Genomic DNA, 25,046 nt, shown 5'->3' on the forward strand with positions numbered 1-25,046 from the left:
GCGCTCATGACCTCTGTGCAGCCGCAGCTGTTCCCGCCTGCGCAGACCCACATGGTCGACCTGTTCGCGGGGCCTGGTGGCCTCGATGTCGCAGCTCACTGGCTCGGCGTGAACGTGACCGGCATCGAGTGGGACGACGACGCCTGTGCGACCAGGGCGAAGGCCGGACTGGCCACGAGGCACTCCGACGTGCGCAAGTTCGGCCCGAAGAACTTTCCGGACGCGACCGTCCTCGCCGGAGGACCGCCTTGCCAGACGTACACGGTCGCAGGCGGAGGAGCGGGCAGGCGAGCCCTGGACCAGGTGCTCGACTTCCTGCGCCGCATGGTGGCCGACGGTGAAGACGTCACCGAAGAAGTGAGCAAACTGCACGGCGACGACGACGAGCGCACGGGGCTTGTGCTCGAGCCCATGCGGTGGATCCTCGACGCCCACCGCAGCGGTAAGCCCTATGAAGCCGTGGTGCTCGAGCAGGTTCCCGCCGTGCTCCCGGTGTGGGACGCCTACGCCAAGGCGTTGCAGGAACTGGAGTACAACGTCATCTGCGGTGTTCTCCACACCGAGGAGTACGGCGTTCCGCAGACACGTCGTCGGGCGATTCTGATCGCGCGGCGCCACGGCAAGGCAGAGCTGCCCAAGCCCACCCATCGACGCTACCGCAAGGGCAAGGCGCGGTCCGAAGGGGACGCCGACCTGCGGCCCTGGGTGTCGATGGAGGACGTTCTTCCGCACCGCAAGAAGTTCGTCGTCGTGTCCAACTACGGCACCGGCGGCGATCCCAAGGACCGCGGCAGGCGCCGGTCCGACGAACCTTCCGCGACGGTCACGGGCAAGATCTCCCGGAACAGGCTTTACAGCGATCCTTTGCTCACGCGTGAGCTCGAGCGGTTCACTCCGGAGGAGAGCGGCAGGCTGCAGACCTTCCCGGCCGACTACCCGTGGTCGGGGAAGCAGGTCGCGCAGCAGGTGGGCAATGCGATCCCACCACGACTCGCGGCGCACGTTCTCGCCGCCGCGCTCGGCATGACGTTCGAGACGGACGATCTCGACCGCGCTGTCGACGAGACGTGGGACGCGAGCATGTACGAGACGCCGTTGCTGCCGACGAAGCGGGATTGACTCCGCCTGCGATCTCCCGTGACCGCTTTGCTGAGCGGCTGGATCAGCCGGGTCGCCTGCTCAGCACGATTTCATGCACGCGAGCGGCCGCGGTGGCGGCCGTCTCGTGCTCCCACACCCTCACCGCGAGCCAGCCGACGTCGGCCAGCTTCCGGTCCGTGTCCAGATCTCGCCGGCGGTTGGTCTCGATCTTCGTCCGCCAGAACTCGGCGTTGTTCTTGGGCCAGGTCGCGTGGTCAGGGCAACCGTGCCAGAAGCAGCCATCGACGAACACGGCGACCTTGGCCGAGGTGAACACGATGTCGGCCTCGCGCCGGACGCCCTTCACCGGCCTGCGGTGCACCCGGTAGCGCAGCCCGGCGGCGAACAGCGCTCTGCGCAGGTCGACCTCGATCTGCGTGTCCCGGGACTTCTGCTTGCTCATGCGGGCGCGCACGGCCGGCGCGGTCTCGAGGGACTCCACGCCGGGCATTGTCCCGGACACGGACCCTAAGCCTTGCGGCCCACCCCGACGTAGACGTCCTCCGGGCCACCTTCACCGGCCGGCCCGAGATCCGGGTGCCACTGCGGCGCCGGCACGATCCCGGGTTCGAGCACCTCCATGCCGTCGAACATCGGCTGGAACCGCTGCAGCGAGCGGAAGTACATGGGGTCGCGGCTGTTCTTCATGGCCTCGACGACGCCGCCCATCTCCTCCGGCTTGAAGTCGGCCGTCAGGTGGGACAGGGCGATCAGGCTGCCGGCCGGCATGGCGTCGCGGTAGCGGGCGACGACCTCCGCCGGGCCCTTCTCGTCCGACACGAAGTGCAGCACGGCCACCATGAGCAGGCCGACGGGCTTGGAGAAGTCGATGAGGCCCTTCACGACCGGGTTGGACAGCACGTCGTCCGGGCGGCACATGTCGGCCTGCACGACGCCCGCGTGGTCGTTGCCCTCCAGGATGAGGTGGCTGTGCGAGACCGCGACCTCGTCGTAGTCGACGTAGACCACCCGTGCGTCCGGGTTCTCCTGCTGCACGATCTCGTGGACGTTGCCGACCGTCGGGATGCCCGAGCCGAGGTCGAGGAACTGGGTGATGCCCTGCTCCATCATCAGCAGCACCGCGCGGCGCATGAACGAGCGGTTCGACGCGGCGATCGCGCGGCCGTCGCGCAGGATCTGCAGCACCTTGTCGCCGACCATGCGGTCCGACGCGAAGTTGTGGCCACCTCCCAGCAGGAAGTCGTAGACGCGCGCGGCGCTGGGCACGTCCGTGTTGATTCCTGCGGGCACCCACGAGAAAGGCTCGGCCATGCCGGAGAACCTACTCGCTCGTGTGCACGCGTGTATCGGCCCGGAATGGGTGAAAGCCCGGCCACGAGGTGCAGGACGCGACGGACCAGCGTCTATGCGTCCGTCGAATGCAACTCGTCATACGTGCCAACCTTTGTCACGGCAGCAGGTGCCGGAACGCGGCGACGAGCAGCATGCGTTGCTGGTCGACGTCGAGCCCCTCGTCGGAGAACCCGTCGCGCGTGCCGAACGGCTCGACCCGCACGGCGATGTCGACGAGACCGGTCAGCTCCACAGTGGACTGATCGGTCGGGATCGACTCGTCCTGCTGGAACAGCTCGTAGGAGAACCGCATCCCGGTCGACCCGTCGAACGTCGCCTGCTCGGTCGGCAGCCGCAGCGAGTCGAACACCACCTGGTACAGCTCGGCACCGGTCACGTGGGCCGGCGTCATGACGACGTGCGTGACGCCGAGGTCGTGGCTGCGCACGGAGACCGCGGTGGTCGGGCCGTCCGGTGCGGGAGGGACGGGCTGCGGGAACACCGGCAGCTCCGACTTGCGGTCCGCCCGCCACGTCGCGACCAGGCGGTCGGCGGCGTCGGCCAGGTCGATGTGCTTGCGGGGAGCCAGGAACGCCGGCAGCGGTTCCTCGTCGAGCCGCACGACGAACAGGAACGCGCGCCGCCGGGTGAGTTCCAGGGCGAACGCCGCGGTCCACTCCTCGGTGTCCCACTCGCGCCGCGAGGTGTTCGCCGACCACAGCAGGACGTGGTAGTCGGAGGTGGCGAGCGCCTCGTCGACGGGCGCGGCGTCGTCCGTCTCCGCCTCGCCGAGGTAGGCGTTGACGTTGCGTTCCTCCAGCTCCGCGCGCAGCCGTTCGGCGTGCGCGCGGTCCTTGCCCGAGAACGACAGGAACACCTTGGGACGGGTTTCGAGCGGCACGGGCTCTCCGTTCTTCCTGAGTCGTCTGCGCAGCGGGCCCGCCGTGGTCTGCACTCCCGCGTCGCCGTACACCGACCAGCAGGCCCACTCCGCCGGGTGCCGGTCGCCGACCTCTCCCAGCGCCTGCTGCAACGCCCGGTCGCGGGGCAGCGTGGCGAGGTTCCTGTCGAACGCCTCCAGGACCGCGCGCTTCGGCCCGTCGTCCGTCGCCCAGCGCGCCGCCACGACGGCGCCCGCTCCCGCGGTGACGACGGCGTGGGCGAAACCGGGTTCGCACGCGCCGAGCACGACCGTGCCGCACGAGCTGAAGTCCATGCCCCGCAACGCTTCCGCGGACACCCTCTCGCCGCCGAGCTGCAGCCACGACTGCTCGGGGCTCAGCCTGTTGGACGTGCTGCAGGCGTCGATGCGGACGCGGTGGACGTGGCGTTCCCCAAGTGCGTTCTTCAGTTCCGACGCCTTGCCGACGACCGCGGTCCCGTCGCCTCGCTGGGCGCGCGCACGACGTCGCAGCGGTGGCAGCGCGGACAGGCACGGCAGGACCGACAGGGCGTGGCTGATGCCCAGGAACCGGCCGAGCACGGGCAGACCGGCGAACGGCACGTCCGCCAGCAGGTCACCCGCCACCACGACGACCCTGGTCGCGTTCGGAGGCAGCACCCGCACGACTTCTTCCAGCCCCATCAACGTCGTCAGCTCGATGAGCAGCGCGCCGAGGACGGTCGGTTCGTGCTTGGGCTTCCAGGCCTTCAGCCGGCGCACGGTCTCGGTGAGGTCGCTGATGTGGACGTCGGTCGTGAGGTGGGTGACGTCGCGCCCGATGATCACGTGGTGCAGCTCGTCCGGCGTCGCGTGCATCATCCACACGACCTGGTCGCGCGGCAGGTTCCTGGTCGTCCTGGCGAGCCAGCGCCGGGCGGCCGGGAGGTCGGTGAACCGCGGGAGGTTCCTGGGCGCCGTGAGGATCTTGGCGTTCTTGGCCGCCTCGACCGCGACCACCAGGCCCGGCAACGCCTTCCGGCCCTCGCGCTCGACCCGCCGGACCGCGGCGAGCACGCGGCCGTCGCGTTCGTCCGGGGCCGCCCGCAGCATCTTCAGCTTCGGGCCGTTCTGCTGGTCGGCGGTGCCCTGCTCGACCCGGCGCGACTCGCGCCAGTACCGCGCGGCCTCGTCCTCCTCGCCGGCGTCGGCGCACGCGTCGCCGAGCTTGCGCAGCGCGAGCGCCTTGAGCTCCGCGTGGTTCGACCGCGTCGCGGCCTCGTGGAAGTGGTGCGCAGCCTCGTCGAACTGGTCCTCGGCGTGGGCGATCTCGGCGGCGGTCAGGTGCCAGAGCGCGGAGTTGCCCTCGCCCAGCATCCCCTTCGCCTTCAGCAGTTCGCCGTCCACGACCAGCCTGCGCACGTGGTCGAGCCGGCGTTCGAGGCGCAACGTCCTGGTGGCGTCGGGGAGCTTCGAGATCACCTCGGGCCCGGCCGCGGACACCAGCAGCGGGAACAGCTTGCGCGCCGATCCTGCCTGCCGCGTCAGCACGAGCAGCACCGTCAGCTCGTACAGCACGGCGAACCGCAGCGCGGGCTCGACCTGGTAGCTCGTGACGGCCCTGGTCATCAACGCCAGCGCTTCCTCGTACCGCACGTCCCGCCGCAACGCCGCCGACCGCCGCAGGAACTCGGCGGGCGTGTGCAGCGTGGGCTTCGGGAGCCTCGGGACGTGCGTGGACCTGCGCACGTCCAGCAGCAGCCGGTCCTTGCCGACGTCCTCGAGGAACTCACTGCGGCCGGCGCGGCGGAAGTGCCGTTCGGCGGCGTCGAGCTCGCTCTCCGCGGTGGGGAAGTCGTACCGGTCGGCGGCGGCGAGCGCGGCGACCCTGGCGAGCTTCGCCTGCTCCAGCTCGGTGAGCTTCCGCTTGCGCAGCTCGCGGACCTCCCGCGTCGCGCCCTCGTGGTTCGTCGTCGCACTGCGGATCTGCGCCCGCAGCACGCGCAGCGCCGTGTCGTCGAACTGCGCCAGGTACTCGTCGCACCGTTGCGCGGCCCTGCCGATCGCGCCGAGGTTGAGCAGCGTCGAGCAGTGGTCGTAGGTGACGACGGGGCTGATCTTGGCGGCTCGCACGTAGGCGAGGTCGACCCCGAGCACGTTGCCGCGCAGCGCGGCGGAACGCGCGGCCTTGACGGCGTTGGCCAACGGCGAGCCGGGTTCCATGTCCATCAGCGGCCCCGGACCGCCGGAACGGCGAACGTGTGTACAGCCTCAACCAACGCGATGAGAAGCCCTCTTTGGCGCATGGACGATCCTCCGTGCGTCGCAGATTAACGATCCAGACGGCCCACAGATCGTTTGTCAACTTTCTGTCCATGAACTGCCCAAACGATCTTGTCGGTCCTCCTCGCCACACTGGAACCACACCGATCCGAGGAGACCGCCATGTGCTGGGACTGCGACCACCCCGCCGACCGGATGGAAGACCACCTGGCCACCCTGCGCCGCTGCATCGACGCCCGCGGCTGGGCCGTCCAGGCCCTGGAACGGGACCGAGCCCACCCGCCCTGGGCCTACACCGTCGGCCTGACCCTGCTGGGCCTGCCGGAGCTCGTCGTCACGGGCCTGCCGGTCCTGGAGGGCGGCCGCCTGCTCGACGACACCGCCGACCACCTGCCTCCCCTCACCGGGCCAGCGCTTCTCGCCACCCGGCGGCCCGCTGCTGGAGGTCGTGAAGGTCGCACGGCCGTGGGCCCACCTGCTGGTGTCCGCGCGGCTGTTCGGGGAGGGGATCGCGGCGCTGCAACTCGTGCACGCGGATGCGGAGGGGAGGTGGCCGTGGGACCCGGAATACGCCGGTGTGACGGGTGGGCAGCCGGTGCTGGGGATGAGAGCGAGACCGCCGGGAGGGTGAGGCGCCTACCGCCGGGGTTTCGGCGCTGATCGCCGCCGCTCCGGAGCAGTTCGCCCTCCCACCGAGCGGCTGATCCGTTCTCCCAGCCCTCGCAGCTGTTCCACCAGCTCCGCCGGCCCGTGCACCACGAACTCGCACTCCAGCAGAGCAAGCCGGAACGCGAGGTACTCCACCGTGTCCTCGTCACTCACCCACGCGCACGAGCCGTCGTCGACAGCAGTCAGCTCACCGGCGGCGTCGCCCAGCCGGGCTCGAGCCGGCTCCACGGGCACCCGCAACGTGGCGCGAGCCCGGTAAGTCGGCGCCGACGCGTACATCGTCGACTTCACGTACGCGGCCGCATCTCCACCCGGTGGCACGCGCGCCGGAAACCGAACCCCGGTCGCCAGCGCGGAAGAGACGCGGTCCAGCCGGAAAGTCCGCCAGTCGTCCCGATCGACGTCGAAAGCGAGGAGGTACCAGCGCCGGTCCAGCGCTACCAACTGAACAGGCTCGACATGCCGACGGGACGTCACGTTCTCCTGCGCGACATAGGAGAACCGCACGCGCGAACGGGCTTCGACCGCGCCCGCGACCACGGTCAGCTGGCCGGGGTCGACGAGCGAGGCGAACGGCGCCCCGGCCGAGGCGGTGGCCGCGGTCAGGGCCGACACCCGCCGAGCCAGCCGGGACGGCAGCACCTGCTGCAGCTTCGCCAAGGCGCGCAACGACGCCTCGGCGATGCCGGCCACCGGCTGACGGGCGGCGGTGCGCAGGCCGACCGCGATGGCGACGGCTTCCTCGTCGTCCAGCAGCAGCGGGGGCATCGCCGTGCCCGCGGCGAGCCGGTACCCGCCGAGCGCGCCCAGCGTGGCCTCGACGGGGTAGCCGAGGTCGCGCAGGCGGTCGACGTCGCGGCGCACGGTGCGCGGGGTGACGTCCAGGCGGCGCGCGAGCTCGCTGCCGGGCCACTCGCGGGGCATCTGCAGCAACGACAACAAGCGCAACAACCGAGCCGCGTCACTCACGGGTCCAACCTAAGGCAGAACTAGGGCCGAAACGGTCCTATATCGGTCATACGGTCGTCTCACCACCGAAAGCAGGGGAGAAACCGATGAACGTCGTGCCCGAGGGCTATCACACCGTCACGCCGTGGCTGATCACCCAAGGCCACACGGCCGAGCTCATCGACTTCATCGTCGACGTGTTCGACGCGACCGAGCTCGGACGGGTGGGCGAGGCGCCGAACATCGGGCACGCCGAGGTCCGCGTCGGCGACTCGGTCGTGATGCTGTTCGACGTGCCGGCCTGGCCGCCCACCCCGGCGTTCCTGCGCCTCTACGTCGAGGACGACGCGGAGACGCTCCGGAAGGCGCGCGAGAACGGCGCTACCGTCGTGACCGAGCCGACCGAGATGTTCTGGGGCGACCGGGTGAGCCGGTTCGCCGACCCGTTCGGCACCCTGTGGTGGATCCACCAGCGCGTCGCCGAGCCAGGCGCAGAGGAGCTGACCGCCCGGATGCAGGACCCGGTGTTCGAGCAGGCCATGAAGTACGTGCAGAGCCTGGACTTCACTCCGCGGAGGTGACCCGCTCGCGCTCGTCGGCGGTCAGCGTGGGCTCCGGCGACACCGACCGCCGCGGTCCGCGCAACGTCGCCCACACCATCCGCGGGCTCAGCAGGTTCGCCATCGGCGCGGACAGCGTGAACGCGTCCAGGAACGCCCGTGTGACAGCGATTTCCGTCGTCGCCGTGCGCACCAGGCGGTCGACGTAGCGCTGCAACACCCGCCCCACCAACGGCAACGGCTTGCCGACCGCGCCGGGGTAGAGGATGTCCTGGTTGGTCGCCATCGCCCACGCGCCGTCGACCACCTTGCCGATGTCGCGCTGGATCCGCGCGGCACCGCTCCCGGTGGAAAGACCGGCGTCCAACGCCAGCGCGCTCTGCGCCGCGATCGACATCCCGTGCCCGTACACGGGGTTGTAGGTGGCCACCGAGTCGCCCAGCGCCAGCAAGCCGGCGGGCCACGGCTTCACGCGCTCGAAGTAGTTGCGCCGGTTCGTCGTGCTGTGCGACCCGTAGACCGGCGACAGCGGCTCGGCCGACGAGATCAGCTCGCCCACCACGGGGTTGCGCACCGACCGCGCGAACGACACGAACTCCGACTCGTCGGTCGTCGGCTCGCCGCCGCGCGTCCCGGACAGCGTGACCAGCCACCGCCCGTCCTCGATGGGCAGCAACGTCGCCGTGCAGCCCGGATGCGGGTCACGCGGGTTCGCCTGCACGTTGACGATCGGGAAGGCGGCCGCGGCCGACTCGGGAGCGCGGAAGATCCTGGTGGCGTAGGCGAGTCCGGAGTCGACGGACTCCGACGGCACCGCGGGCAGCCCGAACTCGACCAGCCACGTGGGCAGCCGCGAGCCGCGCCCGGTCGCGTCCACGACGAGGTCCGCCTCCAGCGGGGTCCGCTCGTGCGAGATCCGGTCCTCGACCACCACCCCGGTCACCGCGTGCCGGTCCCCGAGCAACGACACCGGTTCGGTGCCGGTCAGGACGGAGATCCCCTCGTCGCGCAACGCCTGGCCGCGCACCACGAAGTCGAGCAGCGCACGGCTGCACGACACGATGAACTGCATCTCGGGGAACCGCGGCACCCAGCCCTGCGCGCTCAGCGACACCAGGTCGTTCGGCACGCCGATCCGGTGCGCCCCGGCGGCGAACAGCGCGTCCAGCGTCCCCGGCAGCACCGACTCGATCGCCCGCGCGCCACCGGACATCAGCAGGTGCGCGTGCCGGGCCTGGGGCACCCCCGACCGCGGCGACGGCCCGTCCGGCAGCTTGTCGCGCTCCACCACGGTGACCTCGTCGAAGTGCCGCACGAGGACGGACGCCGCGAGCAGGCCCGCGAGCCCGCCGCCGAGCACTACGGCGTGAGTGGGTGCCATCTAGTCCATTCCCCCTGCTGCTTCGACGCGCCGGGCGTCGGCGACGGCGGCGTCGACGATCGGCGAGTGCTGGTACGCCCGGGAGATCCGCACCCACCGGTCGTGCTCGGCATTGAGGTCCGTGCCGTCGACGATCTCCGCGGCGGGACGGCGCTGCGCGGGCTTCGACCGGCCGGACGACCCCGCCGCCCGCAGCTGGGCCGCCTCCACGACCGCGGCCACCTCGTCCTTGGCCAGCGCGGCGTCGCGGGCGAGCGACGTGGCCGCCTCGCCGATGGTCAGGTCGAAGTACGGCGTGAGGGCCCAGCGCCAGTCGTTGAGCTCGATGATCTGCCGGCGCACGCGGTGGTGCGGGTTGAGGAACTTGCCCGGCGCCACGAGGACGATCGCGGGGTTCACGTGCACCAGCGCGCGGTGCAACGGCCGCAACGCGAAGTACGTCCGCCAGCGCCGCAGCCACAGCGAGGGCGACGGGCGCTGCGGTCCGAAGGCGGGCAACGCCATCGCGATCACCAGCGGGATCATGCCCAGTGAAGCCATCAACGGCGCCGCCGTGCTCAGCACGTCGAACCGGTGCTCACCGGTCCAGTTCAGCAGCAGCACCACCAGCTTGACGACCGCGAACGCCACCGGGAACAGCCCCGTGGCGCAGTACCAGAGCAGACCGCGCGCGAGCCACGGCCTGGCGGAGATCGCCTCGTCCCGCGCGCCCTGCCGGCAGTGGTAGGCCTGCCCGCCGCACCCGACCGCGGTGGCGACGAGGTAGATGAACAGGAAGACCGCGATGGTCGGCTGGGACGAGTAGTACGTGTCGAAGTCGACCTGGCGTTCCTCGCCGATCTCGGACTGGAAGAACAGCACGGCCATCGCGGTGACGACCGCCGTGTAGCCGACCAGGATCAGCCGGACCCGCCGCCACGCCTGGGCCGCCGGGTAGCGCCAGTACAGCACCAGCGCGAACGCCGCCCCGGCGAAGCAGACCACCATGCCGTAGACGAGCAGCGCGGCGAAGTTCGGCACACCGCTGGTCGAGTTGATCCACGTGATGTTCGCGGGCGCGGCGAGGAACACGGCGAACGCGCCGAAGAAGACGGTCGAGATCAGCGCCACGACCCTGGGGTTGCCCCAGATCGACCGCAGCGCGCGGATCTTGTACGCGAGGAGGAGCAGACCGACGGCACCGCACGAGAGGTAGATCAGGTTAAAGATCGCCACGACGCACCCAGCGGGATCTTCCCTCGAGCGACTCCGCCACCCGCCGCACGTGCGCGGGCTCCTCGGTCGTCGCCGTGTCGGACCACACCCGGTGCTCGGTGAGGCGCTCCAGCAGGTGGTCGGCGAGGTTCTCGGCCTCGCGCTCCTCGTCCTCGGTGAGCGTCGTCCGCCCGGCGATGATCTGCGCCATCCTGGGCAGCAGGTGCGGGGCGAGCTTGCGGATGCCCTCGCCGCGGCTCAGCGCGACGGGCTGGTGCTCCAGCAGCACGTGCGCGAACTCGTGCAGCAGCACGTGCAGCCGGTGGTACCAGGACGGCGAGTCGGCGCAGATGACGAGGTACGTGCCGTTCTCGAGCAACGCCGTGGCGCCGCTGAGGCAGATCGCGTTGCCGATGGCGCCGAAGCGGACGTCGACGGGACGTCCCAGGCGTTCGCTCATCAGCTCGCAGACCCGGCGGCTCGCGTCCCGGTGCGTGGCGTCGGGCGGCAGGTCGAGGTCGCGGGCGACCTCGTCGACCAGCTTGCGCAGTTTCCTGCGGTTCACCCGTCGCCTCCTCTCGATGTCGTCTGCAGCGGTCCAGGCAGAGATCTTCACGCCGGCGTCGTCATCGTCAAGTGTGGTCCGGGGCCGGGCGGTGGCCGTTCAACGGGAACGACCATCCTTCGCCGACCTCCAGTGCCTGTCTGAACCCTTCTACCGCAGCGGCCCTGGCCTGCGGGGACAGTTCGCCGGTACGTTCGGCCAGCCGGGTGACGAACTCGACGACGCCGAGCTCGCGCAGTGCCAGGAAGTCCGTGAGCTCCGAGTCGACCCGCGCCGCGAGGTCGTCGTCGAAGAAGTACGCCGGGTCGGCGCCGAAGTGGTCGGCCAGGCCCAGGATGTGCTTGAGGCGGGGGTTGTCGCTCGCGGAGCTGAGCAGCTCGCGGATGTAGCTCGCGGAGATGCTGCCGAACTGGCCGGACGAGCTGATCGCCGTCGCGACCTCCTCCGGCGACCACGGCCCGCGGTCCGGCGGGTGCACGGCCTCGAAGAGCGTCGTCACCGCGTTCGCCCGCCACCGCGGACGTTCGCCGGGGCGCAGCTCACCACGGCCGCCGAGGAAGACCGCCGGGTGGACGCCGAGCGCACCCGCGAGGTCGACGATCGCCTGGCACGTCGGGTTGTCCTTGACGCCGAGCCGCAGCTGGGAGATGTAGCCGTGCCCGATGTCCCCGCCTCGTGCCTTGACCGCGGCGGCGAGCGCCACGTTGGTCACCTTGCCCCTGCCGTCGGGCGGGTTGGTGCACAGCTCGTTGAGGACCTCGGCGAACGGCCTCACACCACACCTCCGCTGGAGCTTCTCCTGGCCAGCGATCATTCCACTGCTGTGGAACCAAGAGATCATATGGCATCACAGGGGTTGAATCCACCAGTGCGTAGCCCTATGATCACACTCCGCCGCTTGCACTGATGTGTCGCGTTTGATCCGAACGACGTCACTTCAGTTGAACGCGGCAGATCGGGCCGGGCCGTAGCTGAAGGGTCGGGGGGACTCATGGCGACCGCGCGGATGGACCACGGATCCCTGCGCCTGCACGACGAAAGCACGCCCACGCGCTGCAACTCGTGCGCTCAGCCGGTAGGCGCATGGGCCACCGACCGCCTCACGGGCCTGCTGGGCCGCTGGGGCTGGGACGACCAGGCGCCGTCCGCCTACCGCCGCGCCCAGCGCCGCTGGGAACAGGTCGCGCTCCTCATGGTCGACCTCGACCGCTTCAAGAAGATCAACGACGAGTACGGCCACCCCGCGGGCGACGTGGTGCTGACCGACGTGGCCGACGTCCTGGCCGCCTGCACCCGCCCGACGGACCTGGTGTGCCGCTACGGCGGCGACGAGTTCCTGGTGCTGCTGCCCGACACCACCGGCACCGACGCGGCCGTGGTCGCGGAACAGGTCCTGCGCGGCATCCGAGCGCTGCGGACCGAGGTGACCACCAACGACGGCCACCACCTCACGCTGCACGGCCAGACCGCCTCCATCGGCGTGGCGGCCCACGTCCCCGGCGCCGAGGACACGCTCATCGACCTGGTCCGCGACACCGACGCCGCCCTGCAACGGGCGAAGCGCACCGGCCGCGCCCGCGTGCAACTGCACGACCCACGAGCCGTGACGGCCGACCGCAAGACCGACACCGCCGCCCTGCACCACCTGGTCGCGTTGCAGGACCTGATGAGCAGCGACCAGTTGCCCCAGGTGATGGTCGCCCTCGCCGACGGGCCGCAGCCGATGGAGGAACTGGTCCGCGCCCTGGGCCCGCGCGTGATCCTCACCCTGGAACGCCTGCAGGACAACGGTTTCGTGATCCGCAGGGCAGCACGCTACGAACTGACCGCCGCCGCCCGCGAGTGGATCGCCGACGTGCTGCCCGCCGTGGCCGCGTGGACCCGCCGCCACGGCGTTACCCGCTAGCTCGGCTCAGGCGGTCGCGTCCACCCCCTTGATCCGCCCCTCCCGGAACGCGTCCACGAACAGCCGGTGGTCCTCCCGCGTCTGCCCCGCGTACTCCAGCGCGAACTCCACGACCGCCTCGGCGAACTCCTCCTCGCGGTCGCCGATCACCGCCGAGATCGCCTCCTCGCACTGGAAGTCGACCAGCGTCTGCGACGAGTCCTCGTCGGCCACGCAGTGCATCTTGGCCGTGGCGCGGCCCAGGTAGTCGAGCACCGGCAGCATGTCCGCGGGCTCGGTCAGGTCGGACCAGTCGAGGTCGGCCTCGTACGGCGAGAGCTCGGCGACGACGTAGCCGACGCCGTCGATCTGCGTGTTGCCCAGCCACGGGTCGGCGTGGGCCTGCAGCGCGCGCTGGGAGACGGCGGTGCGGTGGCCGTGGTCGGTGAAGTACTCGCGGATGCGTTCGTCGTGCACGATTCGGCTGGGGGCCGCGATGTTCGCCTGCTTCATGGACAGCACGACATCGTTCTCCAGCGCCTGCGTGCGGCCCTCGACCAGGATGTTGTAGGCGTGCAGACCGGCTGAGCCGATGCCGAAACCGCTGCGGCCCACCACGTCCTTGACGGCGTAGGTGCGGCTGCTGGCCCGCTTGCCGGTCGGGATGGTGTCCAGATAGGACTCGAACGCCCGCTCGACGGCGGCGCGCACCTCGTCCGTGAGTTCGTGGGTGCCTTCGCGGTCGCGGCGGAACTGGCGTTCGTAGTCCACGATGGTCGTCTTGTCGTTCAGCAGGCCGATGCGCGTCTCCAGGCGGGCTCGTTGCAGCACGCGGTGGAGGGCCCCCTCGGTGCTGTCGAGGCGGAGGGCGAAGAGTTCGTCGTTCGGGTGCTCGGCGAACGTGCGGACCTGGGTGACGTAGGCCGAGACGTAGGTGCGGATCAGGTCGGTGATCACGCTGTCCGGCAACGCCTTGCGCCAGCCCAGCAGGGCCATGGAGGCGGCGAACCGGCGGACGTCCCACGTGTACGAGCCGAGGTAGGCCTCGTCGAAGTCGTTCACGTCGAACACGAGCGTGCCCTCGGAGTCCATGTAGGTACCGAAGTTCTGCGCGTGCAGGTCGCCCTGGATCCAGATGCGACTGGTGCGCTCGTCCGTCCATTCATCGGGCAATTCGGCCATGTCGGCGTAAAAGAGGCATGCGCTGCCGCGGTAGAAGGCGAACGGCTCGGCCGCCATCTTGCGGAACTTGTGCCGGAACGCGGCGGGGTCGGCCGCCATCAGCCCGGAGAACGCGTCCTCGAGCACACTCACAATGCGGTCGCCGCGATCGGTCACGGTCCCTCCTTCTGTCACACCTGAGGACGCAGATCTCAACACGAGGAAGCGTGCGGATCCTGCTTCGCGGGCAAATTTCTCCGCCAGTTCGGACCCGGTTGGCCGCGGAACTCAACAAACCGGGCAAGTGCGGCGTTGAGGGGCGTCAAGAGACAACACATCCATGGGGGATGAAGTGTTGAACAGGTCTCTGAGACGCGCCGTGCTCAGCTGCGGAGCGCTCACCACAGCCGCGTTGCTCGCGTTCGGCGGCGTCGCCTCGGCCGTGCTGGCCCAGGAACCCGATCCGTCGGAGATTCCCACGTCGGCCTCGCCGCCGCCGGAAACCACCACCACGACCACTACTACCACCACCGAGCCACCGTCGTCGTCGGCACCACAGCCGCCGTCATCGGAACAGGCCCAGCCCCGAACGGTCGCGACTCCCGCGGCCCTGCGCACGACCGTCGAGTTCGACAAGCAGCAGTACCTGCTGCACGAGGACATGCGCATCAAGTTCACGATCACCAACATCGGCGAGCAGGCGGCCGAACGCGTCCGCTTCCCGTTCCCGATCGGCAGTCCGATGTACGACCGGTGGAACTGGTCGCCGTTGCGCCCCGGCGGCGACGGCATCCAGGTCGCTCCCGGCGAGACCCGCGTGCTCGAGTTCTCCGGCGCCGTCGCCGACAGGTACAACTGGCAGGACCGCACGGCCGGCTTCACCGACCGCTACCTCGACTTCACCGGCAGGACGGACAACCGCGAGGACCACTTCGGCGCTCTCGCCGCGGTGACGCCGACCGCGGGGGACGTGCGCGGTGTCGTCTACGGCGACAGCAACCACAACGGCCGCCAGGACGAGGGTGAGGCCCTCGCCGGCATGAACGTGCAGATCTTCGGTGCGTATGGCAACCGGGACACGCGTGCCACCGGTTCCGACGGGCGGTTCCTGTTCGAGAAGGTGGAGGGCGGCCCCTGGCTCGCCGCCTACCAGCACCCCGACGGCTGGGTGGTGCCGACGGGTGACGGGTCGGTGCAGAACCTCCGCGTCACGCCGGACGGCGTGGAGCTGCTGGTTCGTGCCGAACGCCCCTCCACCGACTCGCTCACGGCGACGCTGACCCTGGACAAGGGCACCTACCAGGCAGGGGAACAGGCCACGATCTCGGTGGCGCTGTCCAACAACGGCTCTCGACCGGTCACCGGCGTCCAGGCCGCGTGCCGCGACTTCGGCGACTACTACATCGGCACGCAGGTGAACTGGGGTGATCTGGCGCCGACGGGCGAGGGGGTGACCATCGGGGCAGGCGAGACCAGGACTTTCAGCGTCGTCGACGTGGTGCCGCAGGACGCCGTGAACCACGGTGAGGTGCTCGCGGTCTGCATCTTCGGGCCGCAGATCTTGAAGGACAGGGGTTTCGCCGAGGCCGGTGCCAGGGCCGTCGTTCCCGGCGGGTTCGGTTCGATCGAAGGCCTGATCTGGCACAGCAGGGACAACAGCGGCGGGTTCGAGGAGGGTGAAGGTGTCGCCGCGGTTCGGGTCGTCCTGCACGACAAGTACACCGACGCGGTCGTCGCCGAGGCCGTCACGGACGAGTCGGGGCGGCTGACGTTCGACCACGTGCCCGCCGGGTGGTACGTCGCACACGTCGACGGTCCGTGGACCTACCGCGTTGAGTTCGAACGCGTGGTCCACGTGACCACGTACGCCCCGGTGCAGCTGCGGATCCAGGTCGACCCGAAGGCGGAGGAGCCGTGGCCGCCGACGCCCGGCCCGACCCCTCCCGGTCCCGGCGGGTCCGCCCCGCCGCCGGTGAAGGTCGCGCTGGCCCAGACGGGCGCGTCAGTGCTCGGCCTGTGCCTGCTCGGCGGACTGCTCGTGGCGTTTGGGACGGGAGCGGTCGCAGCGAGCAGGAATCGAGAAGCCTGACGAGGGAGCCGCGCCTACCGTCGACGGCATGTGCTTCATGTTCGGTGCCAGCAGGGAACAGGTCGAACGAATGCTGACGGACGAGGCGGAGCCGGTCGTCGAAGAGGCGGCGGCCGGCGCGGCGCAAGACTGGCCGCGAGACTAGGGATCGCGTTCATGCCCGGCAGAAGACTGCCGGGCATGAACGGATCGATTTCGCGCCGGAGCGTTCTCGCCGCGGGGCTCGCGGGACCGGCGGCGCTGCTGCTCGGCACCGGTCAGGCGACCGCGGCCTCCCTCGTCGCGCACAGCGAGATCAACTCGCAGCCGACCTACTACGAGGTGAACGGCGCCGCGTCGTCGTTCGAGTACGAGCCCGGCTTCTACTCGCGCCTGGAGACCTGGCACGTCAACTGGCGCAAGTGGACGCCGTACCACTGGACCGCGCCGCACAAGATCTACTCGTACGGCGCCTACGTCGACAAGCCGGGCCTGCACGGCGAGGGCCGCGCGTTCGACCTCGCGCGCCTGCTCATCACCAACCGGGACACGGGCGCGACGTTCACCGCCTTCACCGCACGCTACGACCAGTGGCGGAACCTGACCGGCGACGCCCTGCGCACCGCGCGGATCCGGTACTGGGGAACGGTTGCCTCGCTGCACTACCACTTCCGGCACGTGCTGTCCTATCTGGACAACTCGGACCACCACAACCACGTGCACGTCGACAACGCGATCTCGGGCAGCGACAACTCGAGCTTCGCCACGTCGTCGACCACGCAGACGTACTTCGTGCAGGCCGCCTGCCAGTACATCTGGGGCTACTCCACGGGGATCGACGGCATCTGGGGCCCGCAGACCCAGCGCGACTCGTCGGCCGCGCTGGTCCGCGCCGGCTCGGACGGTGCGATCACCACCCAGAGCCGCTGGCTCGCGTTCTGCCAGGCCAGCGCGCAGCAGGCGTGGGCACTCGTGCCCTGACCCGGCTCACGCGCGGCACTCCAGCAGCGTCTCCGCCGATCCGCCGCCGTACGCGCTCGGGTCGACCGCCGTGCAGTGCGCGGAGATCCACTCCTGGCGGCCGTGGTCACCGCCGCGACCGCCAGGACCACCGCCCATCCGGTCGCCACCGCTCAACACGAACCTGAGCCTGCCCTCGGCGACCCACTGCTGCAGCTGGTCGACCGACGGCGCGTTGTCCGAGCCGGAGAACCCGCCCATGCCGATCACGACCTCGTCCGAGCCGAGGATGTACGGCGAGGCGGCCTGGGACGACCCGGCGACCGCGAGGGTGATCTCCGCGCCACCGCTGTGCTCCTCGGCATAGGAGAGGATCCGCTTCTGCTCGTCGCTCAACGACGTCCGCTCGCCGCCGAACCCGCCGGGCACCTGCCCGCGGGTGCCCCGGCCGTTCTGCTGGGGCCGTCGTTGCCCGCCGGGCGGCTGCACGCCGTTCGGCGGCTGCTGACCGTTCCGGAAGATCTGCACGCCGCCGGGCGTGTTCGGGCCGGCCGCGGGGATCGTGCCGTTGGAACTGGCCGTGGCAGCGGTCGCCGTCGACCACACGGCGGGCGTGAGCAGCACCGCGACGACGGCGGCCACCAGCCCGGCCCGGCGCAGTCCCAGCAGCAGCACGACGATCGCCACCGCCGCGACGCCGAGCACCGCCCACCGCGTCCAGCCGTGGAACGACGGGTCGCGCGAGACGACGACGAACGCCCACACCGCCGTCACCGCCACCGACAACGGCAGCAGGAACCGCACGAAGCTCCTGGCCCGCCAGAACATCACCAGCCCGGCCGCGCCGATCGCCGCGACCGCCGGAGCGAGCATCGTCGTGTAGTACGGGTGGAAGATGCCCTGCGCGAAGCTGAACACCACCGCCGTGACGAGCAGCCAGCCGCCCCACAGGAACCAGCCCGCGCGTTCGGCCGGGTCGCCGGGCACGCCGCGCCGCCACCGCAGCACTCCCGCCACGGCCACCGCGACCAGCACGATCAGGCACAACGGCAGCAGCCAGGAGATCTGCCCGCCGACGGCCGCGTCGAACATGCGCGTCGCACCGGCCTGCCCGCCGAACATCGAGCCACCGCCGGGCCCACCGCCGAACTCCACGCCGGACGGCATCTGACCGCTCGGAACCTGGCCGGGTGGAAGCTGACCGATCTGCTCCCCACCACCCCGGTTGCCGCTCCCGCCGAACACCCGGCCGAGCCCGTTGTAGCCGATGATCAGGTCCCACGCGCCGCCGTCCGTGCTGCCCCCGATGTACGGCTTCGAGCCCGGCCACCACGCGTGCAGCGCCACCCACCAGAACGACGACACGACCAGCACCCCGCCGGCCGCCAGCAGGTCGAGCACCCGCCGCTTGACCGGTGCCGACGACCCCACCAGGTACGCGAGGGCGAACCCGGGCACCACGATCCACGCCTGCAGCATCTTGGTCAGGAACCCGCAGCCGATGAAGAACGCGCACCACAGCAGCCACCTCGTCCGCGGCCGGCTCTCCGCCGACCTGACCGAGCGGGTGAACGCGTAGGCGGCCGCGACCAGCAGCAGCACCAGCAACGTGTCGGGGTTGTTGTCGCGGTTGATCGCCACCGTGATCGGCGTCAGGGCGAAGATCAGCGCCGCGAGCAGCGCGACGTTCTCGTCCGCCCACAGCCGGACCGTGCGGTGCAGCAGGAACACAGCGGCGACGCCTTCAAGGACCTGCGGCAGCAGCACGACCCAGCCGTGGAAACCGAAGATCCATACGGCGACCGCCTGGGGCCACAACGCCATCGGCGGCTTGTCGACGGTCACCACGCCGGCCGGGTCGAACGAGCCGAACAGGAAGTTGGTGAACGACGTCGACATCGACTTCGCGGCGGCCGAGTAGTACGAGTTGCCGATCTGCCCCGCGCCGATGGCCCACGCGTAGAGCGCACCGGCCAGGACGCAGATCGCGACGAGAGCCCAGACGTGCCAACGGGACTGCTGTGCTCCGGCCGGTCGGTCGACCGGAGCGGCCACTTCGGCAGTGGCGGTCATGCGGGGTCCTTTCGTTCGGCGCGGCGGAACACCCAGCTCCGCAACAGGAAGAACCGCCCCGCCGTGCCCAGGGCCGACGAGCCCAGCAGCACCACCAGTTCCAGCGCGCGGGGCGGGTTGGGGGAGGCCGCGTGCAAGACGAGCAACGCGGCCGACGTGAAGGCGTAGTAGAGGCCGAACACCACGAACCCTTGCAGGTGCGTCCTGCCGCGGGTGGTGTTGCGGGCCGTGAAGGTGAAGCGGCGGTTGGCCTCCGTGTTGAAGAGAGTGGTGATCACCAACGCCACCAGGTTGGCCGCCAGCACCGGCCACCAGAGCCGGAAGAGCCCGTACAGGGCCAGGTTCGCGAGCGTCGAGATCACGCCGATCACCGCGAACGACAGCACCTGCCACGAGAGCCCGCCCTCGCTGCGGCTCAGCACGGCGTCGGGGTGGATCGCCTTCGGTTCCGGCCGCCGCGGCAGGCCGGAGACCCGCGCGGTGCCGTTGGCCTTCGCCCTGGCCACCCGCACCAGCCCCTTGATGTCGTCGATGGCGGTGCCCACGACGTCGACCCGGCTGTCGACGTCCTCGATCCAGTCCACCGGGACCTCGTGCACGCGCAGGCCGTTGTGCTCGGCCAGCAGCAGGAGCTCGGTGTCGAAGAACCACGCCTCGTCGCGCGCCTGTCCCAGCAACGGCCGGATGACGTCGGTCCTGGCCGCCTTGAAGCCGCACTGGGCGTCGCTGAACCGGGCGCCGTGCGTGAGCCGGATCAGCGCGTTGTACGCCCGCGAGACCAGCTCCCGGCGCGGCCCGCGCACCGTGCGCGACCCCGGCGCGAGCCGGGAGCCGATCGCGAGGTCCGAGTGCCCGTTGAGCAGCGGCGCGACCAGCGGCAGCAGCCCGTCGAGCCCGGTGGAGAGGTCGACGTCCATGTAGACGACGACCGCGGCCTCGCTGGAGCCCCACGACTCCCGCAACGCCAGCCCGCGGCCCTTGCGGTCGAGGTGGTGCACGCGCACCCGTTCGTACTTCTCCGCCAGCTCCGCGGCGACGTCCAGGGTCCTGTCGGTGCTGGCGTTGTCGACGACGACGATCGACCAGTCGAACGGGAACTGCTCGCTCAGGAACTCGTGGAGCACCTCGACGCAGCCGGGCAGCGCGCGTTCCTCGTTGTAGACGGGGATCATGATGTCGACTGTGCCCGTGGCTTGCGCGGTCATCACCGCCATGGGGGTCTCCGTTCCACTGTGGACACCGAAGTGGCCGTTGTGCAACCGAGCGTGTCGACGCCGTCGTGAGAACGTCCTTGGCTGGCGCTGAGAGAATCGTGAGAGCGGCGATGCACAGCTGGCTCACAGCCTGCGGCCCTACCGTCGTCACCATGAGACTGCTCGTGGTGGACGACGACCCGGACGTGCGGGACAGTCTGCGGCGCAGTCTCGAGTTCGAGGGCTACGAGGTCACGACCGCCGCGGACGGTGCCGAGGCCCTGCTCCGGCTCGGGGGTGCCGACCTGGCCATCCTCGACCTGATGATGCCCGTGCTGGACGGCTCGGAGGCCTGCCGGCGGCTGCGCGCGGCGGGGGAGCGCCTGCCCGTGCTGATGCTGACCGCCCGCGACGCGCTGGGCGACCGGGTCACCGGTCTGGACGCCGGTGCCGACGACTACCTGGTCAAACCGTTCGCACTGGAGGAGCTGCTGGCCCGCGTGCGGGCGTTGCTCAAGCAGAACCGCAACCGGCCGATGCCGAGGCTGTTGCAGTTCGCCGACCTGCGGATGGACCCGGACGCCCGTGAGGTCGTGCGCGGCGGCGAGCGGCTCGACCTGACGCCGACCGAGTTCGACCTGCTGGCCGTGTTCCTGGGCGAGCCCGACCGGTTGCTGACGAAGAACCACCTCAAGCACGCCGTGTGGGGCAAGGACCCCGGCACGAACCTCCTCGAGGTGTACATCGGCTACCTGCGCCGCAAGACGGAGGCGGGTGGCCGTCCGCGGCTGCTGCACACCGTGCGGGGCATGGGTTTCATCCTGCGCGAGTCGCCGTGACCCGCCCGGTGCTGTTGCGCAGCAAGCTCGCGCTGATCACCGCGTTCGTGGTGGCCGTCGCGATCGCCGGCATCAGCGTCGTGACGTGGCTCGCCACCGAGCACAACCTGCGCTCGCAGCTCGACAACTCGTTGCAGGCCAGCCTTCCCCCGCCGCGGATCAAGATCCGGTGCGACGCGAGCGTCCCGGCGGAGGGCCTGCGGCAGGTCCTGCAGGGCATCCAGACCCTGGGCCTCGACGGCCACACCTGCGCGCCACCCGGCGTCGACCCGGTGGTGACCAGCGCCGACGACTTCGTGACGACGCCGGTGTTCCGCGACGGCGTGACGCAGTCCGGTGCCGACGCCCGCGTCCTGCTGCAACCTCTGGAGAGCGGCGAGGTCCTGATCCTCAGCCGCAGCACCGCCGAGATCGACACCACGCTGGCCACCCTCGCCGGAGTGCTGGTGGGCGTGTCGATCCTCGGCGCGGTGGTGGTCGCCGCGGGAGGTCTGTGGCTGACGCGCCGCGCCCTCGCCCCGATGGAACGCCTCACCGAGGCCGTCGAGCACATCGCCCGCACCGAGGACCTCACGACCCCGGTCATCGTCTCCGGCAGCGACGAGGTCGGGCGGCTGGGCCGCGCGTTCACGTCCATGACCGCGGCGCTGGCCGAGTCCCGGCGGCGCCAGCGGGACCTGGTCAACGACGCCGCGCACGAGCTGCGCACGCCACTCACCTCGTTGCGCACCAACGTCGACCTGCTGGTCCGCAGCGAGCGCACGGGTCGTCCGCTGCCCCAGCGCGGCGAGGTCCTCGACCGCCTGCAGGCCCAGAGCCAGGAGTTCGGCGACCTCGTCGCGGAGCTCGTCGTGCTGGCCAGGGACGACCGGGAGCTGGCCAGGGACCCGGTCGACGTCGCCGAGGTGATCGACCGCGCCGTCAAACGGGCCCGCAGCCGTGCCCACGACCACGTCTTCGACGTCGACCGCGCCGGGTGGTCGGTGGTCGGCGACGCGGGCGCGTTGGAACGCAGCGTGCTCAACCTGCTCGACAACGCCGTGAAGTTCTCCCCGGCGAGCTCCACGATCACGGTCCGCTCGCGGCCGGGCTGGCTCGTCGTCAGCGACGAGGGGCCAGGAGTGCCGTTCGAGCACCGGCAGTCGGCGTTCGACCGGTTCTGGCGCGCGCCGGACGCCCGTGGCCTGCCCGGATCCGGTCTGGGACTGGCGATCGTGGCGGACATCGTGGCGGTGCACGGCGGCACGGTGCGGTTCGTGCCGAGGCCGCGCGGCGCTTCGGTGTTCGTCCAACTGCCCGAATTCCGTTGAGCAGCAGACGATCGACGGTGGTTGGCGAGGCCCGCTCTGCACCACGGTGGTGCCATGGACCGCAGACACCGGCGCCCTGCCCTGCTGATCACCGCGTTCCTCTCCGTCGCGATGGTCACGGCCGGCAACTCCGCCGCCGCCCCTTCCCCCGAGCAGCCGTCGAACCACTGGCAGTACGACCACTGGCCCCAGCAGCAGCCGTGGCAGCAGTCGGGGGACTCCGCCCGTGTGCTGGCGCAGAACGGGTTCCCCGGCCCGATCGACCCGCAGAACTGGGTCAACCCCGACCACATGACGTGGGAGCGGGACTACAAGAAGATCCCCGGCACCAACTGGGCCGACCCGTCGGTCAAGGGATCGGTGCGCACCTTCAAGGGCGCGCTCGTCCTGCTGGACTACCCGAACCAGCCGTTCGTCGTGACGCAGCCCGGCAACTCCACGGTGTTCGGCAACCCGAGCACCGAGGCCAGCGGCGTCCCGCGCGCCCAGGTCGGGCAGTTCTACCAGGACTTCCTCAACAAGCCGGGAACGCTGAACCGCGGCCACACCGTGCACGAGTACTGGATGGAGACCTCCGGCGGGCGCTATGGCGTCGAGCTGAAGGCGTTCGGCCCGTACACGATGCCGGGCAAGGACCACGAGTACGCCATGGAGTTCCAGGGCGGCACCGGCTGCCCGTCCGGCGACAACTGCAACCGCAACATCCGCACCGACGGCCGTGCGGCGTGGGTGGCGGACGTGGGTTCGCAGGTGCCCGCGGGCTACGACTTCATCTACTACCTGTCGGCGGGCCAGGACGAGTCCGGCACGTGGCAGGAGTTCGGGATGATGAAGTTCCGGACCAAGGAGGACGTCACCGACGACTTCGGCCCGCCGGATCCTGCCCTGCCGAACTGGTCGAGCACCCGCTACGTCGACTGGACGTCGTGGGCGGCGGGGTCGGCGATCTGGCCGAACGCGGGCGGCGGCTCGTCCACCCAGGCCGAGAGCTCCGGCCAGGGCGTGTACGCGCACGAGCTGAGCCACATCCTCGGCATCGGCGACAACTACAACAACCCGTACGGCAGCCCGCCGCGCCGTGACTACAGCGGCCCGTGGGACATGCTGTCGCGCGGTTCGTTCAACGGCCCCGGCGGTCCGCACTCGCGGTGGACGATCCCGGCCACCGGCGGTGCGTCGCTCGGCGCGCAGCAGACGTTCCGCAACCGGATCAAGCTCGGCATCGTCGACGAGCAGAACGTCCTGCGGCTCTCGCGCGAGGCGCTGGCCGGGTCGGGCACGGTCATCGCGAAGATCACCGCCCGCGAGGTCAACCCCGGCTCCACCGGTCTGACGGGCATCAACCTCGCGCTGGGCACGGGCGACAAGACGCCGTCCTGCAACGTGTCCACCAACCCGTTCTGCGACGGAGGCGGCTACAACAACTACACGCTCGAGGTCGTCGACCGCATGGGCGCCGACTCGTTCACGCCGGACTCGGGCGTGCTGCTGGCGAAGACCAAGAACGCCGACGCCGCACCGTTCACGTGGGTGATCGACGCCAACCCGCAGGACATCGGCATGACCGACTACGTCCTGCCGGACGGCACCAGGGTCCCGATCACGATCGGCGACTACCGCCAGCTGTCCGACGCCCTGTTCCACGCGGGCACCGGGTCCGGCAGCCAGTACGAGTTCGTCGACCAGGCCAACCGCCTGCACTTCTACGTGCTGGACCTGCAACGCGACTCGCGCGGCGTCCTGTCGTACACGGTCGCGGTCCGGTCGTTGGACGGCGCCGGACCGCAGCAGCGCGGCGTGCGCGTCACGGCGACGGCCGCCCGTGCCGGTTCGGACGGCGTGGCGACGTGCAAGTTCCCGGTGACCAACACCGGCCGTGCCGCCACTCCCGGCTCGCAGCACCCGGAACCCGTCGACCAGTACCTCGACGGCGACGTGTATCGCGTGACGGCGACGGCGGCCGACGGCTGGACCGTGTCGGTGCCGAACGCGTTGGCCACGGCCAAGTTCGGCGGCAAGGTCGACGTCCCCGTGCACGCCCAGCGGGGCAGCGGGCCGGTCACGTCGAAGGTGACCCTGACGGCGGTCTCGGAGAGCAACCCGGCGAAGACCGCGACCGCCACCTGCACGGTGACGGGCTAGCGGGTACGGCTCCGGGCCGGTCTCGGCCGGCTCGGAGCACTTCGTTGCGGGGCAACAGGTCCGGACGTCAGCATCGCGAAGCAGGCCGACAGCAGGATCGCCCCGCACGCGAACCACGTCAGCGTGCTGACCGCCGACACCGGTGCCGGAGCGCCGATTCCCAGCAGCAGCAACGGCATTCCCAGTGCGTAGCAGACCCCGGCCGCGAACGTGCGGCCGCTTCCGTTGAGCAGCAGGGGAAGCGCGGCGACGGCGATCAGCACCGCGAACGCGAGCCACGCGTAGGTCAGTCCTTCGTGGAGCGCGACCGTGATGTCGTGGCCCTTGCGCGACCGGATGGTGAGTTCCGTCTCCGCCGAGCTGGCGAACCCCACGGCGGCCCGCACGCCGGCCATGACGGCTGTGAGCAACAGCGACGCACCCAGGATCGTGCGACCGCGTCGTACTGGATCGACTCGCTTCCTGGTGTTCACGCACCTCAGTCTGTTGGTAGAAGCGCTCC

At 70.5% G+C, this 25,046-nt stretch carries 21 protein-coding genes and 1 pseudogene; 10 read left to right on the forward strand and 12 right to left on the reverse strand.

Translation table 11 applies throughout. The features are described 5' to 3' along the window. Window positions 1-6: 6 nt before the first annotated feature. Window positions 7-1,119 carry a DNA cytosine methyltransferase gene (locus tag ACFWV3_RS29775; protein ID WP_382415930.1) on the forward strand — a complete coding sequence of 371 codons (1,113 nt, stop codon included), beginning with the start codon at window positions 7-9 and terminating at the stop codon, window positions 1,117-1,119. A 43-nt stretch (window positions 1,120-1,162) separates the two neighbouring features. On the opposite strand, the gene ACFWV3_RS29780 is transcribed toward ACFWV3_RS29775, so the two are convergent. The 3 genes from ACFWV3_RS29780 to ACFWV3_RS29790 form a co-directional block, all read right to left on the reverse strand. Beyond that, the gene (locus ACFWV3_RS29780) at window positions 1,163-1,591 is read right to left on the reverse strand and encodes a very short patch repair endonuclease (protein ID WP_382416100.1); all 429 of its coding nucleotides are present in this window, start codon (window positions 1,589-1,591) and stop codon (window positions 1,163-1,165) included. Between the two features lie 17 nt (window positions 1,592-1,608). Continuing rightward, complete coding sequence (locus ACFWV3_RS29785; RefSeq protein WP_382415932.1) at window positions 1,609-2,412, reverse strand: SAM-dependent methyltransferase; 804 nt, start codon at window positions 2,410-2,412, stop codon at window positions 1,609-1,611. A 136-nt stretch (window positions 2,413-2,548) separates the two neighbouring features. Continuing rightward, a complete protein-coding gene (locus ACFWV3_RS29790; protein WP_382415934.1) occupies window positions 2,549-5,542 on the reverse strand; it encodes a TIR domain-containing protein in 2,994 nt (997 codons plus the stop codon). Between the two features lie 249 nt (window positions 5,543-5,791). Between ACFWV3_RS29790 and ACFWV3_RS29795 the strand changes: the two are divergent. Further along, window positions 5,792-5,929, forward strand: a pseudogene (locus tag ACFWV3_RS29795) (DUF4262 domain-containing protein); the annotation flags it as partial. 115 nt (window positions 5,930-6,044) lie between these two features. Further along, entirely contained in the window at window positions 6,045-6,227 is a 183-nt protein-coding gene (locus ACFWV3_RS29800; protein ID WP_382415936.1) for a DUF4262 domain-containing protein, read from the forward strand. Between the two features lie 5 nt (window positions 6,228-6,232). Here ACFWV3_RS29800 and ACFWV3_RS29805 read toward each other — a convergent pair whose 3' ends face one another. After that, window positions 6,233-7,234 (reverse strand): helix-turn-helix transcriptional regulator, encoded by a 1,002-nt coding sequence (locus ACFWV3_RS29805; protein WP_382415937.1) that lies wholly within the window; start codon window positions 7,232-7,234, stop codon window positions 6,233-6,235. A gap of 86 nt (window positions 7,235-7,320) precedes the next feature. Here ACFWV3_RS29805 and ACFWV3_RS29810 point away from each other — a divergent pair, with 86 nt between their 5' ends. After that, window positions 7,321-7,794 (forward strand): VOC family protein, encoded by a 474-nt coding sequence (locus ACFWV3_RS29810; protein WP_382415939.1) that lies wholly within the window; start codon window positions 7,321-7,323, stop codon window positions 7,792-7,794. On the opposite strand, the gene ACFWV3_RS29815 is transcribed toward ACFWV3_RS29810, so the two are convergent. The 4 genes from ACFWV3_RS29815 to ACFWV3_RS29830 all read right to left on the reverse strand — a co-directional run bounded on the left by ACFWV3_RS29815 (window position 7,778) and on the right by ACFWV3_RS29830 (window position 11,688). Continuing rightward, window positions 7,778-9,154: an NAD(P)/FAD-dependent oxidoreductase gene (locus ACFWV3_RS29815; protein WP_382415941.1), complete on the reverse strand. Its 1,377-nt coding sequence runs from the start codon at window positions 9,152-9,154 to the stop codon at window positions 7,778-7,780. The two genes, ACFWV3_RS29810 and ACFWV3_RS29815, sit on opposite strands and share 17 nt — an antisense overlap. Beyond that, window positions 9,155-10,369 carry an MAB_1171c family putative transporter gene (locus tag ACFWV3_RS29820; protein ID WP_382415943.1) on the reverse strand — a complete coding sequence of 405 codons (1,215 nt, stop codon included), beginning with the start codon at window positions 10,367-10,369 and terminating at the stop codon, window positions 9,155-9,157. Beyond that, entirely contained in the window at window positions 10,356-10,913 is a 558-nt protein-coding gene (locus ACFWV3_RS29825) for a hypothetical protein (RefSeq protein WP_382415945.1), read from the reverse strand. The genes ACFWV3_RS29820 and ACFWV3_RS29825 overlap by 14 nt, the downstream gene beginning before the upstream one ends. 67 nt (window positions 10,914-10,980) lie before the next feature. Further along, window positions 10,981-11,688, reverse strand: a complete 708-nt coding sequence (locus ACFWV3_RS29830; RefSeq protein ID WP_382415947.1) for a hypothetical protein — start codon at window positions 11,686-11,688, stop codon at window positions 10,981-10,983. Window positions 11,689-11,904: 216 nt separating this feature from the next. Here ACFWV3_RS29830 and ACFWV3_RS29835 point away from each other — a divergent pair, with 216 nt between their 5' ends. Further along, complete coding sequence (locus ACFWV3_RS29835) at window positions 11,905-12,819, forward strand: diguanylate cyclase (RefSeq protein WP_382415948.1); 915 nt, start codon at window positions 11,905-11,907, stop codon at window positions 12,817-12,819. A gap of 6 nt (window positions 12,820-12,825) precedes the next feature. Here the strand turns inward: ACFWV3_RS29835 and ACFWV3_RS29840 are convergent, their stop codons facing one another. Next, window positions 12,826-14,079, reverse strand: a complete 1,254-nt coding sequence (locus tag ACFWV3_RS29840) for a DUF2252 domain-containing protein (protein WP_382416102.1) — start codon at window positions 14,077-14,079, stop codon at window positions 12,826-12,828. Between the two features lie 235 nt (window positions 14,080-14,314). Here ACFWV3_RS29840 and ACFWV3_RS29845 point away from each other — a divergent pair, with 235 nt between their 5' ends. Continuing rightward, complete coding sequence (locus tag ACFWV3_RS29845) at window positions 14,315-16,048, forward strand: hypothetical protein (RefSeq protein WP_382415950.1); 1,734 nt, start codon at window positions 14,315-14,317, stop codon at window positions 16,046-16,048. Between the two features lie 180 nt (window positions 16,049-16,228). Further along, on the forward strand, window positions 16,229-17,008 hold the full coding sequence (locus ACFWV3_RS29850) for a hypothetical protein (protein ID WP_382415952.1): 780 nt from the start codon (window positions 16,229-16,231) through the stop codon (window positions 17,006-17,008). A gap of 6 nt (window positions 17,009-17,014) precedes the next feature. Here ACFWV3_RS29850 and ACFWV3_RS29855 read toward each other — a convergent pair whose 3' ends face one another. Further along, window positions 17,015-19,060, reverse strand: coding sequence for an ArnT family glycosyltransferase (locus ACFWV3_RS29855; RefSeq protein ID WP_382415954.1), 2,046 nt, complete (start codon window positions 19,058-19,060; stop codon window positions 17,015-17,017). After that, window positions 19,057-20,265 carry a glycosyltransferase gene (locus ACFWV3_RS29860; protein ID WP_382416104.1) on the reverse strand — a complete coding sequence of 403 codons (1,209 nt, stop codon included), beginning with the start codon at window positions 20,263-20,265 and terminating at the stop codon, window positions 19,057-19,059. Before ACFWV3_RS29860 ends, ACFWV3_RS29855 begins: the two co-directional genes overlap by 4 nt. A 161-nt stretch (window positions 20,266-20,426) precedes the next feature. Here ACFWV3_RS29860 and ACFWV3_RS29865 point away from each other — a divergent pair, with 161 nt between their 5' ends. The 3 genes from ACFWV3_RS29865 to ACFWV3_RS29875 are packed head-to-tail and all read left to right on the forward strand — an operon-like array spanning window position 20,427 to window position 24,544. After that, window positions 20,427-21,092, forward strand: coding sequence for a response regulator transcription factor (locus tag ACFWV3_RS29865; protein ID WP_382415955.1), 666 nt, complete (start codon window positions 20,427-20,429; stop codon window positions 21,090-21,092). Next, window positions 21,089-22,402, forward strand: coding sequence for an ATP-binding protein (locus ACFWV3_RS29870; protein WP_382415957.1), 1,314 nt, complete (start codon window positions 21,089-21,091; stop codon window positions 22,400-22,402). Before ACFWV3_RS29865 ends, ACFWV3_RS29870 begins: the two co-directional genes overlap by 4 nt. Window positions 22,403-22,456: 54 nt before the next feature. Beyond that, window positions 22,457-24,544: a M6 family metalloprotease domain-containing protein gene (locus ACFWV3_RS29875; protein ID WP_382415958.1), complete on the forward strand. Its 2,088-nt coding sequence runs from the start codon at window positions 22,457-22,459 to the stop codon at window positions 24,542-24,544. Here ACFWV3_RS29875 and ACFWV3_RS29880 read toward each other — a convergent pair. After that, a complete protein-coding gene (locus ACFWV3_RS29880; RefSeq protein WP_382415960.1) occupies window positions 24,541-25,017 on the reverse strand; it encodes a hypothetical protein in 477 nt (158 codons plus the stop codon). The genes ACFWV3_RS29875 and ACFWV3_RS29880 overlap by 4 nt on opposite strands. Window positions 25,018-25,046: the final 29 nt, after the last annotated feature.

The organism is Lentzea sp. NPDC059081, from assembly GCF_042738015.1.
Lineage (GTDB): Bacteria > Actinomycetota > Actinomycetes > Mycobacteriales > Pseudonocardiaceae > Lentzea.

Bases quoted from the DNA above. Each gene is read 5' to 3' on its own strand.
- ACFWV3_RS29775 (WP_382415930.1), top strand. From the start codon at position 7: ATGACCTCTGTGCAGCCGCAGCTGTTCCCGCCTGCGCAGACCCACATG.
- ACFWV3_RS29815 (WP_382415941.1), bottom strand. From the start codon at position 9,154: ATGGCACCCACTCACGCCGTAGTGCTCGGCGGCGGGCTCGCGGGCCTG.
- ACFWV3_RS29865 (WP_382415955.1), top strand. From the start codon at position 20,427: ATGAGACTGCTCGTGGTGGACGACGACCCGGACGTGCGGGACAGTCTG.
- ACFWV3_RS29860 (WP_382416104.1), bottom strand. From the start codon at position 20,265: ATGACCGCGCAAGCCACGGGCACAGTCGACATCATGATCCCCGTCTAC.
- ACFWV3_RS29790 (WP_382415934.1), bottom strand. From the start codon at position 5,542: ATGGACATGGAACCCGGCTCGCCGTTGGCCAACGCCGTCAAGGCCGCG.
- ACFWV3_RS29850 (WP_382415952.1), top strand. From the start codon at position 16,229: ATGAACGGATCGATTTCGCGCCGGAGCGTTCTCGCCGCGGGGCTCGCG.
- ACFWV3_RS29840 (WP_382416102.1), bottom strand. From the start codon at position 14,079: ATGGCGGCCGACCCCGCCGCGTTCCGGCACAAGTTCCGCAAGATGGCG.
- ACFWV3_RS29810 (WP_382415939.1), top strand. From the start codon at position 7,321: ATGAACGTCGTGCCCGAGGGCTATCACACCGTCACGCCGTGGCTGATC.
- ACFWV3_RS29835 (WP_382415948.1), top strand. From the start codon at position 11,905: ATGGCGACCGCGCGGATGGACCACGGATCCCTGCGCCTGCACGACGAA.
- ACFWV3_RS29875 (WP_382415958.1), top strand. From the start codon at position 22,457: ATGGACCGCAGACACCGGCGCCCTGCCCTGCTGATCACCGCGTTCCTC.
- ACFWV3_RS29785 (WP_382415932.1), bottom strand. From the start codon at position 2,412: ATGGCCGAGCCTTTCTCGTGGGTGCCCGCAGGAATCAACACGGACGTG.
- ACFWV3_RS29780 (WP_382416100.1), bottom strand. From the start codon at position 1,591: ATGCCCGGCGTGGAGTCCCTCGAGACCGCGCCGGCCGTGCGCGCCCGC.
- ACFWV3_RS29855 (WP_382415954.1), bottom strand. From the start codon at position 19,060: ATGACCGCCACTGCCGAAGTGGCCGCTCCGGTCGACCGACCGGCCGGA.